This is a genomic window from Sphingobium cupriresistens LL01, assembly GCF_001046645.1.
Classification (GTDB): Bacteria; Pseudomonadota; Alphaproteobacteria; order Sphingomonadales; family Sphingomonadaceae; genus Sphingobium; species Sphingobium cupriresistens.
The window spans coordinates 57,377-69,905 of the sequence record NZ_KQ130434.1; the positions used below are offsets into that span (position 1 = coordinate 57,377).

Genomic DNA, 12,529 nt, shown 5'->3' on the forward strand with positions numbered 1-12,529 from the left:
GGGGCCGTCGCCGGGATCATGCGCCGACCTCCGCCCGACTGCGGGCATGGGCCTGCGTTCCGCGCGTTAAGATATGGTCCCTTGGCAACAGCGCATCGGTGGCCAGATCGGGCTGCCCGTCCAACTCCGTGTAAAGGGGCGCAAAGTCGGTCTGCGCTGTCTGGCGCAGCAGGTCCTCGAAACTGTCGATCACGAAATAGCTCTGCTGATAATCGTCGATCTTGTAATTGGTCCGCATCAGCCGCCTGAGATCAAAGCCGATGCGATGGGGCGACGGATCGTCGAGCGCGAATAGCGATTCGCCATAAGAAGAGACGATGCCAGCGCCGTAGAGCTTGAGCCCGTCCTCCTGGCGGATCAGGCCGAATTCGACTGTGTACCAGTAAAGCCGCGCCAGCCGTTCGATCGCGCCCAGGCTGTCGGCGCGCAGCCCGCCCGCGCCATAGGCCTGCATATAGTCGGCGAACACGGGGTTCGCGAGCAGCGGCACATGGCCGAAAACATCATGGAATATGTCGGGCTCCTCCAGATAATCGATCTGGTCCGGGGTTCGGATGAAGCGCCCGGCGACAAAGCGGCGGTTGGCGAGATGTTCGAAAAATACCGCGTCGGGGACCAGCCCAGGCACGGCGACGACCTGCCAGCCCGTCGCCTTCATCAACCGTTCCGACAGCGCATCGAAATTGGGAATACCCGGCCTGTCCATGCGCAATATATCGAGACCAGCCATATATTCCGGCACGACCCGACCGGGCAGCATCCGGGCCTGCCGTTCGAACAAACGGTCCCACATCGCATGTTCCGCCGCGGTGTAGCGGTGCCAGTCCTGAGCGACCGTCCAGTCCCCGGCGGCGCCCTCCGGCCGTTCGTGCATATCCTGTCCCATAGCGACCTTATCGCATGGAAAAGCCGAAATCCCGTTTCAATATGCGCTAGTTTTCGGTATAATTTGAACTGCATGTTTCACAATAAAGGATAATATGAAATATGATCGACCTGGACGCCGTTGATCGGCGCATTCTCGACCAGTTGCAGTCGGACGCGACGCTCAGCAACGCGGAACTGGCCGAACGGGTCGGCAGCTCGGCCGCCTCCTGCTGGCGGCGAGTCAGGGCGCTGGAGGCCGCCGGGGTTCTCGGCCCGGCGGTCCGGTTGTTGAACGCGGTGGCGATCGATCGGAAGGTCAATGTCTTCTGCAACATCCGCGTGCGCAGCCACGCGCGGGAAGTGCGGGCGCCGTTCGAGGCGTTCGTGCGGGAACGGCGGGAGATCATCGAATGCTATTCGATGTCGGGCGACTGGGATTATCTGCTGCGCGTGGTCGCGTCGGACGTCGAAGACTATGAGCGCTTCCTGATGCGCGTCCTGCTGGAGCATCCCGCCGTCGGCGGCGCCTCCTCCCACTTCGCGCTGTCGCTCACCAAATATACCACCGCATTGCCGGTATGACTGGCCGCGGCGCAGAGCGGCGCGAGTCAGCCGAAGATGTCCGCCAGATCCTGCGATTGCGGCCCGTCCTTCCAGGCGCGCAGGTCGATATAAAGGCTGGCCTGCACCGTGCTCCAGAAAGCGATGATCAGCGTGTTGCTGACCGCCGACATCAGGAGATAGGGTAGCGACAGCGCCGCTTCGCCAATGGCCTGGGTCGCCATGCCGCTCGCCAGAATGACCGCGCCCAGCGCTGCCGACACCAGCCATATCAGCACCAGCAACAATAGCTGTAGCGCGAAAATGCGCCAGCGCGCGCCCTTGGTCAGGAACCGGCTGCGCGAAAAGGCGGCCAGCACGCTGCTATCTTCGGCGATCAGCGCCGGCGCCGCGACCGACCACATCAGGAACAGGATCATGCCGGGCACGACGAACAGTGCGAACCCGGCCATGATCCCCAGGATCAGCAGGATGGTAAGGCCGATCAGCGGCGCCGCCTTGGCCAGGCCCGTGCCGATACATTGTCCAAAGCTGGCCCTCTGCCCCTGCGCCTGGGCCAGCGTGGCCCGGACGAGCGCGCCCTGCACCAGCATCGACAGCAGCAGGAACACGACGAAGGAGGCGACCGATACGGCAATCGCCGCGATCGCGCTCGCCCGGTCCGCGCTCGCCAGCGTCGAACCGATGAAATAGCTGTAGAGAGATTGCGGGATCGATCCGAACAGGAACGCGATGCCGAAGGTTGCGAGTGGATTGTCGCCCAGCGTGCCGAAGGCGCGGCTCAGCACCCGGCCGACCGAAAAGGATCGTTGCTCGTCCAAGGCCGCGCGCGTCGCCATCATCATATCCCCCATTTCCAAACCCGGATTCGACGCTGTCGTATTCGACCGGCTTTGTCATCCTTTGAATGGCTTGCGCCCGCGCCGCCAGCCGCTAGGGTCGCCCGCGACGGGGGGTGGGCATCGATGGCCGGACCAGCGCATATGTCGGACGATCAACTGGCTGCGGCGCATCGCGTGCTGCTGGCCGGCGGCGACGTGCAGTTCGACATGACGCCAGCGCCGGGTCGCCCGCCACCGCCCGCCTGGCTCAGGGCGCTGGGCGAATGGCTGGAATGGGCGCTTGCCCCCGTCGGCCGTTTCCTGCGCTGGATCGGCGGTTTCATGCCCGACGCGCCCTATGCCCGCATCGTCCTGTGGGCCATGATCGCTGCGCTGGCGCTGCTGATCCTGGGGATCGTGATCGACCGCGTCCGCCACGGCGTCTGGCGCTTGCCGCGCTGGCGACGGCGTCGTTCGGCCGCCGCAGTTGACGCGGCGGAAGAGGATTGGACCCCGGACGCCGCCCCGGCGCGCGCCTGGTTGGACGAAGCCGACGCCCTTGCCGCGCAGGGCCGTTATGCGCAGGCGGTGCATCATCTGCTGCTGCGCAGCGTCGAGGATTTGGCCCGCCGCCGTCCGCACGTCGTCCGCCCGGCGCTCACCAGCCGCGACCTCGCCCGCGCTGAGGGCATTCCGTCCGCGCCGCGCCGCTTGTTCACGGAAATCGCGTCCGCGGTCGAGCGCAGCCTGTTCGGCGGTCGCCCGATCGACGCCGACGAATGGGGCCGCTGCCGCCACGCCTATGCCGATTTCGCCCGGACACGGAACTGGGCGTCATGAGCGACGTCACGATCGCCCCGCCGTCGTCCGACGCCACGCTGTTCCACGGCCGCACCGTCGCGCTGATGCTGGCGATCGGGATAGTCGGCTTTTCTGCCATGCTGGTGCTGGGCGCCTATGCCCCCGACCTGCGATCGGGCCGCAACGGTGGCGCGCACGCTTTGTCCAATGCGGTGACCGGCTATGCCGGCCTCGTGCAATTGGCGCAGGCGACCGGCCGCCACCCGCGCATCATACGCACCGCCCACGAATTCGATACCGAAGACCTGCTGGTGGTCACCGCCGAAAGCGGCGCGACCGATGTCAGTGCGGCGCTGATGCAGCGTGCGACCCGGCCGACCCTGTTCGTCCTGCCCAAATGGCGCACCGTGCCGGATGACGATCATCCCGGCTGGGCGCGCTATCGGGGGCTGTTGCCGCTTTCCGAGCCGATCGGCGTGCTCGCGCCCGGCGTCCGCTTCGCCATGCGGCAATATCGCAGCGGGGGCGGCGCGCTCGTCTCCAATGGCGTCCCCGGCCGCTTCCGGGCGCCGCGTCCGATCCAGGTCATCACTGGCATCGATCCCGACAATGACCAGCAACAGGACCGCTGGCGCAAACTCATCCCGCTGTTGACCGATGGCAGGGGCGGCGTCGTGTTGGCGCAGGTGGGGGAAGGACCGCTCTATGTGCTGTCCGATCCCGATTTGCTCAACAATCGCGGCATGAAGGATCTGGGCCAGGCCCGATCCGCGCTGGCGCTGTTAGACTGGATGAACAGCACCGATCCTGATGGCATCGCCTTCGACGTGTCGATGAACGGCCTGGGTCATTCGCGCAGTCCGCTCAAATTACTGTTCGAGCCGCCTTTCCTCGCCATGACGCTGGCCATCGCCGCCGCGCTGCTGCTCGCTGGCCTCCATGCCTTCGGCCGTTTCGGCCCGCCGCGCGCCCGCACCCGCGCCATCGCTTTCGGCAAGGCCGCGCTGGTCGACAATAGCGCGCTGCTGATCCGCAAGGCGGGGCGCGAGGCGCGGTTGGGCGGCCGCTATGCCGCCGCCATGCGTGATCGCGCGACGCGGGCGTTCGGCGCGCCCGCCCGTCTTCGCGACGGCGCATTGGACGCTTATCTCGATAGTTTGAAGGGCGCACGCCGCTTCACCGACCTCATACAGGCGGCGGATGCGGCAAGCGACCGGCACAGCCTGCTCGACGCGGCGCAGGCGCTCCATGATTGGCAAGAGGATAAGAGCAGATGAGGGTAGAAGAGGTTCAGGCGCTCGGCCAGGCCATCAAGCAAGAAGTGGCCCGCGCGGTGGTAGGGCAGGAATCGACCATCGATCTCATGCTCGTCGCGCTCTTTTCCGGTGGGCACATCTTGCTGGAAGGGCCGCCCGGCACCGCCAAGACGCTGATCGCGCACAGCTTCGCCCATGCGCTCGGCCTTGATTTCGGCCGTATCCAGTTCACCCCTGACCTGATGCCCGGCGACATCATCGGCGCCAATCTGTTCAACTTCCAGACCAGCCAGTTCAGCCTGACGCGCGGTCCCATCTTCACCGAATTGCTGCTGGCGGATGAAATCAACCGCACCCCGCCCAAGACGCAGGCCGCCCTGCTGGAGGCGATGCAGGAACGCACCGTCACCATCGACGGCGAAAGTCTGGCCTTGAGCGACCGTTTCATGGTCGTCGCCACGCAAAATCCGATCGAGCAGCAGGGCGTCTATCCGTTGCCCGAAGCGCAGCTCGACCGCTTCCTCTTCAAGCAGAGCGTCGATTATCCCAGCGCCGCGGAAGAACGGAAGATCGTCGCCACCCATGGCGCGCGCACCCATGCGATGACGCCGCAAGCCTGGGGCGTCGTCCCGGTCGCCGATGCCGCCCGCATCGCCGAAGCGATCGCCATGGTCAACGGCGTGCGGCTGGTCGATGAGGTGATCGACTATATCCTCGCCCTCATCCGCGGCACGCGCGATGTCGCCGACCTCGAAAGCGGCGCAAGCCCCCGCGCCGGCGCGATGCTGGCGGGGGCGGCAAGGGCGCGTGCGGCGCTGGACGGGCGCGATTTCGTCATCCCCGACGACGTCAAGGCGCTAGCGCCCGCGCTGCTGCGCCATCGCCTCATCCTCTCGCCCGCCGCCGAAATCGATGGCCGCCGGGTCGAGGATGTCGTGACCGGCATCATCGACACGATCGAGGCGCCGCGCTGAGCGCGCCCGCCATGACCAGCCGCCCATGATCTATCCCACCCGCAATGCCATATGGACGGCGGCGGCCGGCGCGCCCGTAACGCTGCTCGTCGCCCTGCTGGTGCCGGGCCGCTGGTATGCCGCGCTCGCCTGGCCGGTGGCGGTGCTGATCGCGAGCCTCGCCGACGCGCTGCTGGGCAGCCGTCCGGCGCAAGCGGCGCTGCGGCTCGATCTGCCCCGCGCCGCCAGCGTCGGCGCGCCCGTGGAGGCGGCCGCGCATGTGACGATCGCGGGCGTCCCCCCGGCCCGCACGCAACTGCTGCTGGACAGCGGACCGTTGCTGGAGCCGGAGGACGAGGACGGCCTCTGGGTCGACCTACATGCGGGCAAGGCGTCTGCCGCCATTCCGCTGCGCACCGTCCGGCGCGGCATGGCGCGGATCGCGCGCGGCTGGCTGCGCTGGAAAGGGCCGCTCAGCCTCGTCTGGAAACAGCGGATCGTGCCGCTCGACGCGACCATGGCGATCCTGCCCGACATCCGCCCTGTCCATGATCGCGGTGCGCAGATATTCCAGCGTCATGCGCTGCAAGGGCTGATGGCGCAGGTCGATCGCGGCGACGGTGCGGATTTCGACGCGCTGGTCGAGTTTCGCTCCGGTATGGACCGGCGCGCGATCGACTGGAAACAATCTGCCCGCCACAGCAAATTGCACGCCAAGGAATTCCGTTCCGAACGCAATAACCAGATCGTCTTCGCGATCGACGCCGGCCGCCAGATGAGCGAGCCGGTCGCGGGCCTCAGTCGCCTCGACCGCGTCGTCTCCGCTATGCTGCTGACCGCCTGGGTTGCGCTGAAGCTGGGCGACCGCGTCGCGCTCCACGCCTTCGATTCGCGCCCGCGCATCGCCAGCGGACTGGTATCGGGCGCCGCCGCCTTTGGTGAACTTCAGCGTCTCGCCGCCCGTATCGACTATAGCGGGGAGGAAACCAACTACACCCACGCCCTCACCACGCTGGCGACGCGCCTCACCCGCCGCTCGATGATCGTCCTCTTCACCGAGTTCACCGACCTCACCTCGGCCGAATTTCTCGTCCGCGCCGCCAGCCGCCTGGTCGAAACCCATCTCCTGTTGATCGTCGTTCTGCGCGACGAGGAACTGGAATCGATCCTCGACCGTCGCCCCAGCAATGCCGACGATGTCACCCGCGCCGTCACTGCCGCCGCCCTGTTGCGCGACCGGCGGATGGTGCTCACCCGGCTGCGGCATCTGGGCGCCCATGTCATCGAGGCCGAACATGACCGGGTCGCCGACCGGCTGGTCCAGGGCTATGTCGATCTCAAGCGGAGGAACCTGCTATGAGCGCGCTCATCGACGGCCGCGCCGCCGCCCCTCTGGTCAACGCCAGCCGCTTCCGCGCCGCGCATGAGGGCGAATGGGACCGGCTCGACCAACTCGTCACCCGCATGGAGAAACGCTCGGTCCGCGCCCTGTCCGAAGACGATATCCTCGCCCTGCCGCTGCTCTACCGCTCGGCTCTGTCGTCGCTCTCGGTGGCGCGCGAAACCTCGCTCGACCGGGCGCTCGTCATTTATCTCGAACAGCTTTGCACCCGCGCCTATTTCCAGCTCTACGGCGTGCCCGACACCGCGACGCGCCAGCTCGGCCGCTTCTTCGCTCGCGACTGGCCACTCAGCATCCAGTTGCTCTGGCGCGAAACCCTGATCTGCCTCATCCTGACGGTGGCGGGCGTCGTCGCCGGCTGGTGGCTCGTCGCCACCGATCCGAACTGGTATTACAGCATCATCCCCGACGCGATGTCGGGCGGGCGCGATCCGTCCGCCAGCGCGGAAACGCTGCGCGCCACCATCTACGGCCCGCAGGAGGATGGCGGCCTCGCCACCTTCGCCGCCTATCTCTTCACCCATAACAGCCAGGTCGCGATCTTCGCCTTTTCCCTCGGCTTCGCCTTCACCGTGCCCACTGTGCTGCTGCTCGTCTATAACGGCCTCACTTTGGGCGCGATGCTCTGCCTGTTCGCGAGCAAGGGGTTGGGTTTCAATTTCCTCGGCTGGCTCACCATCCATGGTTCGACCGAAATGTTCGCCATCATCCTGGCGGGCGCGGCGGGCATGAAGATCGGCACGGCGGTCGCCTTCCCTGGCCGCGAGGCGCGCACGCAAGCGGCCGTCATCGCCGGGCGCAGCGCCGCCATCGCCATGGCGGGCGTCGTGCTGATGCTGTTGGTCGCAGGCCTGCTCGAAGGAATCGGGCGGCAGACGGTCCAGTCGGACGCGATGCGCTACGGCATCGGGCTTGCCGCGCTGGCCGGCTGGCTGACTTATTATTATCTCCCCCGGCGCCGGGAGGATCGCGATGCGCTGGCGGCGTAACCGCGCGCCAAAGGCGCCCGCCTCGCTGCGGCGCAGCTTCATCACGCCCGAAGGCGTCGACCTGCGTCTGGAACTGGCCAGCGCGGGGACGCGCGCCTCGGCCTTCATGCTCGATATCCTCATCCTCTTCATCAGCCTCATCTTCGCCACCATCGCCATCCGCCTGCTCGGTATCGCCGGGGCCAGTGGCGAAATATTCCTGATCCTCTGGTTGGTCGGCGCTTTCGTCCTGCGCAACGGCTGGTTCATCCTGTTCGAAATGGGCGGGCGGGGCGCGACGCCGGGCAAGCGGCTGCTCGGCCTGCGCGTTATCGCGCGCGATGGCGGCCGGTTGACCGGCGGCGCGGTGATCGCTCGCAATGCGCTGCGCGAAATCGAAGTCTTCCTGCCGCTTTCATTCCTGGGGATGCAGGCTGCGCAGGGCGCGGCCGACGGCTTCCTCACCCTCTTCGCCTTGTGCTGGACCGGCATCTTCCTTTTTTTCCCGTTGTTCAATCGCGACCGGCTGCGGGTGGGGGATCTGCTCGCGGGCACCTGGGTCGTGAACAATGTGCGCGCGAAACTGGGCGCTGATCTCGTCGCCGCGCGCGCCGAGCAACCGCGCCGGGTCTTCACCGACGCCGCGCTCGACCTTTATGGCATTTATGAATTGCAGACGCTGGAAAATGTGCTGCGGGCTGGACAGGACGATGCGATCGCCACCGTCGCCGCCACGATCCGGCGTAAGGCGGGCTTGCCCGACGATGGCGACGATTACGGCTTCCTCGCCGACTATTATGCCGCGCTCTGCATCCGCCTCGAACGCGCCATGCTGGTCGGCCGCCGCCGCGAGGACAAGCATGGGACGGTGGGGCGGCGCTGACCTCAGCGCCGTTCGTTTCGAGCGAAGTCGAGAAACGGCGCGCGACGCGAACGCCTTTCCGTGTCAGCCCGGCAGCGCGATCATCGAAATCTGCCGCCCATAATCGCTCTCGCCCCGATGACAGGACCGGCGATAGCTGTAGAATCGATCGGGCTGGCTGTAGGTATCCTCGTCCAGCATCGCGATCCGGCCCACGCCGGCCCCCGCCAGCCGCGCCGCGACATAGGCGGCGATATCGAACTGGCAATGATCCGGCCGACCCGGCGTGAAGAAGCGCTCATTGGCCGCGTCGTCATCGACGAAGCGCGCCGCGAAATCGTCCGTGACCTCATAGGAGACGCGGCCGATGCACGGCCCGATGGCGCAGGCGATTCGCGCCGGATCGGCCCCCAACCCCACCATCGCGTCGATTGTGCGGTCCGTGACGCCTCCGATCGCGCCCTTCCACCCCGCATGGGCCGCGCCCACCACGCCCGCCGTCGCATCTGCGAACAGCACCGGCACGCAGTCGGCGGTCAATATCCCCAGCACCAGTCCCCGCCGGTCCGTGACCAGCGCGTCGGCGCCCGGCCGTTCGCCCTCTGCGATCGGCGCGGTCACCGTCACGACGTCGGGCGAATGGACCTGCCGCACCGTCACCAGCGTCGCACCGGGCAGCAGCGCGTCCCGCGCCAGGTCGCGATTGCGCAGCACTGCGTCGCGTTCGTCCGCCGATCCCAGGCCGACATTCAACCCTGCATGGACCCCTTTCGATACCCCGCCGCGCCGTCCGGCAAAGCCATGAGGCACCATTTCCAGCCCCGACGCACGCAGCAATTCGATCATCAATCAACCCCTTGTCACCGCGCGCCGCATTTGGACGAGCATGTCGCATCCACGCAACATACTTGCGCGTGGCGGATTAGGCGATAGTCTCCCCTCCATAGCTCAACCGGGGCGGCGGCGCGTCGTCCGAGCAGAACAAATGAGTGTAAAGGGCATCATCCATGATTTTCGGGCGCGTTAAGCCTCTCGACGCCATATTGGCGACGGCCGAGAAGAAATCGCTGCACCGGTCGCTGGGCGCGTTCCAGCTGACCATGTTGGGCATCGGCGCCGTCATCGGCACCGGAATCTTCGTGCTGACGGCGGAGGCCGCGCAAAAGGCGGGGCCGGGCATGATGCTCTCCTTCGTCATCGCCGGCTTCGTCTGTGCGGTCGCGGCGCTCTGCTATGCCGAAATGGCCGCCATGGTCCCGGTGTCGGGTTCGGCCTATACCTACAGCTATGCGGTCATGGGCGAACTCATCGCCTGGATGGTCGGCTGGGCGCTGATCCTGGAATATGCGGTGGCGGCCGGCGCGGTATCGGTCGGCTGGTCCGGCTATGTCGTGGGCCTCATCGAACATACATTCCATATGGACATACCAGACCTGTTGACCCGCGGCCCGTTCGACGGCGGCATGGTGAACCTGCCCGCGATGCTGATTGCCTCGCTTGTCACCTGGCTGCTGGTCATCGGAACCAAGGAAAGCGCGACCGTCAACGCCGTGCTGGTGCTCATCAAGGTCGCCGCGCTGACCCTGTTCATCGTTCTGGCCCTGCCGGTCATCAACATGGACAAGTTCACCCCCTTCGCCCCGCTCGGTTTTTCGGGCATTTCGGCGGCCGCCGCCTCGATCTTCTTCGCCTATGTCGGCTTCGACGCCGTTTCGACCGCCGCTGAAGAAACCAAGAACCCGCAGCGCAACATGCCGATCGGCCTGATCGGCTCGCTCGGCATCTGCACCATCTTCTACATGCTGGTCGCCGCCGGCGTCATCGGCACCGTCGGCGCACAGCCCGTTGCGGGTCCGGCCGGCGAAATTCTGGCCCCCGGTTCGACGGCCCTGTCGCAGCAATGCGCCGCGCTCGCCGCCGCCGGCACCGAAGCGGTGACCTGCTCGAAGGAAGCGCTGGCCTGGACCCTGCGCGAAATCGGCTGGCCCCAGATCGGCAACCTGCTCGGCCTCGCCGCCGGCCTGGCGCTGCCCTCGGTCATCCTGATGATGATGTTCGGCCAGACCCGCATCTTCTTCGTCATGAGCCGCGATGGCCTCCTGCCGGCTGTCTTTTCGAAGGTGCATCCGACCTACAAGACGCCCCATGTCATCACCATCCTGACCGGCATCTTCGTCGCTTTGTTCGCGGCCTTCTTCCCGGTCGGTATTCTGGCGGATATCTCCAACTCCGGCACGCTGTTCGCGTTCGCCGCCGTGTCGATCGCCGTGATGCAATTGCGCAAGAGCGATCCGGGCCGCGCTCGCCCGTTCCGCACTCCCGCGATCATGGTGACCGCGCCAATCGCGATCCTGGGCTGCCTCTATCTCTTCTGGAGCCTGGGCGTCGAAACTAAGCTGATGTTCGTCGGTTGGGCGGCGATCGGCCTCTTGGTCTATTTCGGCTATAGCCGCAGCCGCAGCCATGTCGGCCGCGGTGTGGTGGACGTGCCAGAGGACGACGCCGGCATCCCGCCCCAGCCGGTGCCGCCGCTCCCCGGCGCGCATACGCCGGGCGGGCAGGACGCCTGATCGACACAAAGAAAAAGGGGCGGTTTTCCGCCCCTTTTTCTTGTCCGTTTCAGCCTGCTTCAGTGAAAGTCGATCTCCGCCTCGCGCAGCCCGCCATGGTGGGGTCGGGTGAACAGCTTGCCCCGTTCCGCCCAGATCACGATCAGGAACGACCCGATGCCGAACACCAGCAATCCGATGGTGAAGGGCAGGGTGGTGCCGTCAAAGGCGCGGCCGACGATGCTGCCCAGCGCGCTCGACAGCGCCGTCGTCAGGAACGCCTGGAAGGAGGAGGCGACGCCCGCGCCCTTGTGGAACGGTTCCATCGAAATCGCGCTGAAATTGGACGCGGTGAAGGCGACGGTCATCATCGTCATCGCCTGCAGCGCCATGAAGGTGGCCAGCGTCTCCATCCCCGTCAGAATCACCGCCAGATGGACCGCGGCGATCAGGATGAAGGCGATCAGCGCGCTCTGGCTCATCCGCCGGGCGCCGAATCGCTGCACCAGCCGGCTGTTGATCAGGCTGCCGATGCCCATGCACCCGGCGATCGCGGCAAAGGCGATCGGAAAGATATGCTCTGCCTCGAACACATCGAAAAAAATCTGCTGGACCGACAGGATGAAGCCGATCAGGCCGCCCATCACCGCGCCGCTCGCCAGCATATAGCCGATCGAACTGCGCGTGCGCATCACCATGCCCACCGTCTGCATCAGCGATCGCACCGTGATCCGCATCCGGTTTTCCGGCAACAGCGTTTCGGGCAGGCGCACCGTCATCCAGATCAGAACCAGGCTGGCCAGGATCACCAGCGCCCAGAAGATCCAGCGCCACGGCGCGACCCACAATATCGCCTGGCCGAAACTGGGCGCCATCACCGGGATCAGCATGAACACCGCGAAGATCAACGACATCACCCGCGCCATCGCGTCGCCCTTGAACCGGTCGCGCACGATGCCCACGGTGATCACCCTGCTCGCCCCGGCGAAAAATCCGGCGCAGGCCCGGCCCACCAGCATCATGGTGAAGCTTTGCGCACTGGCGCAGGCGACCGATGAGACGATGAACAGCGCTATCGCCCAGCCCAGCACCTTTTTGCGCCCATATCGGTCCGACAAGACGCCAAACAGCAAAGACCCAAAGCCCAGCCCCAGGAAATAGACGCTGATGATCAGTTGCCGGTCATTGGGATGCGGGATGGCAAGATCGCGGCCGATTTCCGGCAATGCCGGCAACATCGGGTCGATCGACAGCGCGTTCATCGCCATCAGGCAGGCGCATAGCAGCACGAATTCGCGGAACTGGATGTCCATGCGCGCTGGGGCGGGCGAAGTAGGGGGGACTGAACTCATGCCGGGGCTATGCGGGCAATGGTCCGACGATGCCAGTCCCAATCCGCTACTGATGCCAAGAAGTTCGGCGAAGCGTTAACCCTGGTTGCGCCCCGATTACCTTAGGCGCGCGCTGTTACGGCGAAAATCGCATTAAC

12 protein-coding genes are annotated in these 12,529 nt (G+C 66.1%); 8 read left to right on the plus strand and 4 right to left on the minus strand.

Annotated elements, in window-relative coordinates; genetic code table 11:
* Window positions 1–16 precede the first annotated feature (16 nt).
* Window positions 17–874, minus strand: a complete 858-nt coding sequence (gene phhA, locus V473_RS00280) for a phenylalanine 4-monooxygenase (RefSeq protein ID WP_408021481.1) — start codon at window positions 872–874, stop codon at window positions 17–19.
* Window positions 875–987: 113 nt separating this feature from the next.
* Here phhA and V473_RS00285 point away from each other — a divergent pair, with 113 nt between their 5' ends.
* Window positions 988–1,449: an Lrp/AsnC family transcriptional regulator gene (locus tag V473_RS00285; protein ID WP_066599076.1), complete on the plus strand. Its 462-nt coding sequence runs from the start codon at window positions 988–990 to the stop codon at window positions 1,447–1,449.
* 26 nt (window positions 1,450–1,475) lie between these two features.
* Here V473_RS00285 and V473_RS00290 read toward each other — a convergent pair whose 3' ends face one another.
* A complete protein-coding gene (locus V473_RS00290; protein ID WP_242495997.1) occupies window positions 1,476–2,273 on the minus strand; it encodes a hypothetical protein in 798 nt (265 codons plus the stop codon).
* A 120-nt stretch (window positions 2,274–2,393) separates the two neighbouring features.
* Between V473_RS00290 and V473_RS00295 the strand changes: the two genes are divergently transcribed.
* From V473_RS00295 to V473_RS00320, 6 genes are read left to right on the plus strand one after another with little or no spacing between them, the layout of a single operon-like run.
* Entirely contained in the window at window positions 2,394–3,089 is a 696-nt protein-coding gene (locus V473_RS00295) for a DUF4129 domain-containing protein (protein WP_066599077.1), read from the plus strand.
* Window positions 3,086–4,327, plus strand: a complete 1,242-nt coding sequence (locus V473_RS00300) for a hypothetical protein (RefSeq protein WP_066599078.1) — start codon at window positions 3,086–3,088, stop codon at window positions 4,325–4,327. Before V473_RS00295 ends, V473_RS00300 begins: the two co-directional genes overlap by 4 nt.
* Entirely contained in the window at window positions 4,324–5,280 is a 957-nt protein-coding gene (locus V473_RS00305; RefSeq protein WP_066599080.1) for an AAA family ATPase, read from the plus strand. Before V473_RS00300 ends, V473_RS00305 begins: the two co-directional genes overlap by 4 nt.
* Window positions 5,281–5,305: 25 nt before the next feature.
* Entirely contained in the window at window positions 5,306–6,619 is a 1,314-nt protein-coding gene (locus tag V473_RS00310; RefSeq protein WP_066599082.1) for a DUF58 domain-containing protein, read from the plus strand.
* Window positions 6,616–7,650 (plus strand): stage II sporulation protein M, encoded by a 1,035-nt coding sequence (locus V473_RS00315; RefSeq protein WP_066599084.1) that lies wholly within the window; start codon window positions 6,616–6,618, stop codon window positions 7,648–7,650. The genes V473_RS00310 and V473_RS00315 overlap by 4 nt, the downstream gene beginning before the upstream one ends.
* Complete coding sequence (locus V473_RS00320) at window positions 7,634–8,512, plus strand: RDD family protein (protein ID WP_066599086.1); 879 nt, start codon at window positions 7,634–7,636, stop codon at window positions 8,510–8,512. The genes V473_RS00315 and V473_RS00320 overlap by 17 nt, the downstream gene beginning before the upstream one ends.
* A 63-nt stretch (window positions 8,513–8,575) precedes the next feature.
* Here V473_RS00320 and pgeF read toward each other — a convergent pair whose 3' ends face one another.
* Complete coding sequence (pgeF, locus tag V473_RS00325) at window positions 8,576–9,337, minus strand: peptidoglycan editing factor PgeF (protein WP_066599090.1); 762 nt, start codon at window positions 9,335–9,337, stop codon at window positions 8,576–8,578.
* A 161-nt stretch (window positions 9,338–9,498) separates the two neighbouring features.
* On the opposite strand from pgeF, the gene V473_RS00330 reads away from it, so the two are divergent.
* Window positions 9,499–11,061 carry an amino acid permease gene (locus V473_RS00330; RefSeq protein WP_066599092.1) on the plus strand — a complete coding sequence of 521 codons (1,563 nt, stop codon included), beginning with the start codon at window positions 9,499–9,501 and terminating at the stop codon, window positions 11,059–11,061.
* A gap of 59 nt (window positions 11,062–11,120) precedes the next feature.
* Here V473_RS00330 and V473_RS00335 read toward each other — a convergent pair whose 3' ends face one another.
* Complete coding sequence (locus V473_RS00335) at window positions 11,121–12,353, minus strand: multidrug effflux MFS transporter (protein WP_244884317.1); 1,233 nt, start codon at window positions 12,351–12,353, stop codon at window positions 11,121–11,123.
* Between the last annotated feature and the right edge of the window lie 176 nt (window positions 12,354–12,529).

Coding starts and splice junctions, on each gene's coding strand:
- V473_RS00310 (WP_066599082.1), top strand. CDS start 5,306: ATGATCTATCCCACCCGCAATGCCATATGGACGGCGGCGGCCGGCGCG.
- V473_RS00300 (WP_066599078.1), top strand. CDS start 3,086: ATGAGCGACGTCACGATCGCCCCGCCGTCGTCCGACGCCACGCTGTTC.
- V473_RS00295 (WP_066599077.1), top strand. CDS start 2,394: ATGGCCGGACCAGCGCATATGTCGGACGATCAACTGGCTGCGGCGCAT.
- phhA (WP_408021481.1), bottom strand. CDS start 874: ATGCACGAACGGCCGGAGGGCGCCGCCGGGGACTGGACGGTCGCTCAG.
- V473_RS00335 (WP_244884317.1), bottom strand. CDS start 12,353: ATGGACATCCAGTTCCGCGAATTCGTGCTGCTATGCGCCTGCCTGATG.
- pgeF (WP_066599090.1), bottom strand. CDS start 9,337: ATGATCGAATTGCTGCGTGCGTCGGGGCTGGAAATGGTGCCTCATGGC.
- V473_RS00305 (WP_066599080.1), top strand. CDS start 4,324: ATGAGGGTAGAAGAGGTTCAGGCGCTCGGCCAGGCCATCAAGCAAGAA.
- V473_RS00290 (WP_242495997.1), bottom strand. CDS start 2,273: ATGATGATGGCGACGCGCGCGGCCTTGGACGAGCAACGATCCTTTTCG.
- V473_RS00330 (WP_066599092.1), top strand. CDS start 9,499: ATGATTTTCGGGCGCGTTAAGCCTCTCGACGCCATATTGGCGACGGCC.
- V473_RS00320 (WP_066599086.1), top strand. CDS start 7,634: ATGCGCTGGCGGCGTAACCGCGCGCCAAAGGCGCCCGCCTCGCTGCGG.
- V473_RS00285 (WP_066599076.1), top strand. CDS start 988: ATGATCGACCTGGACGCCGTTGATCGGCGCATTCTCGACCAGTTGCAG.
- V473_RS00315 (WP_066599084.1), top strand. CDS start 6,616: ATGAGCGCGCTCATCGACGGCCGCGCCGCCGCCCCTCTGGTCAACGCC.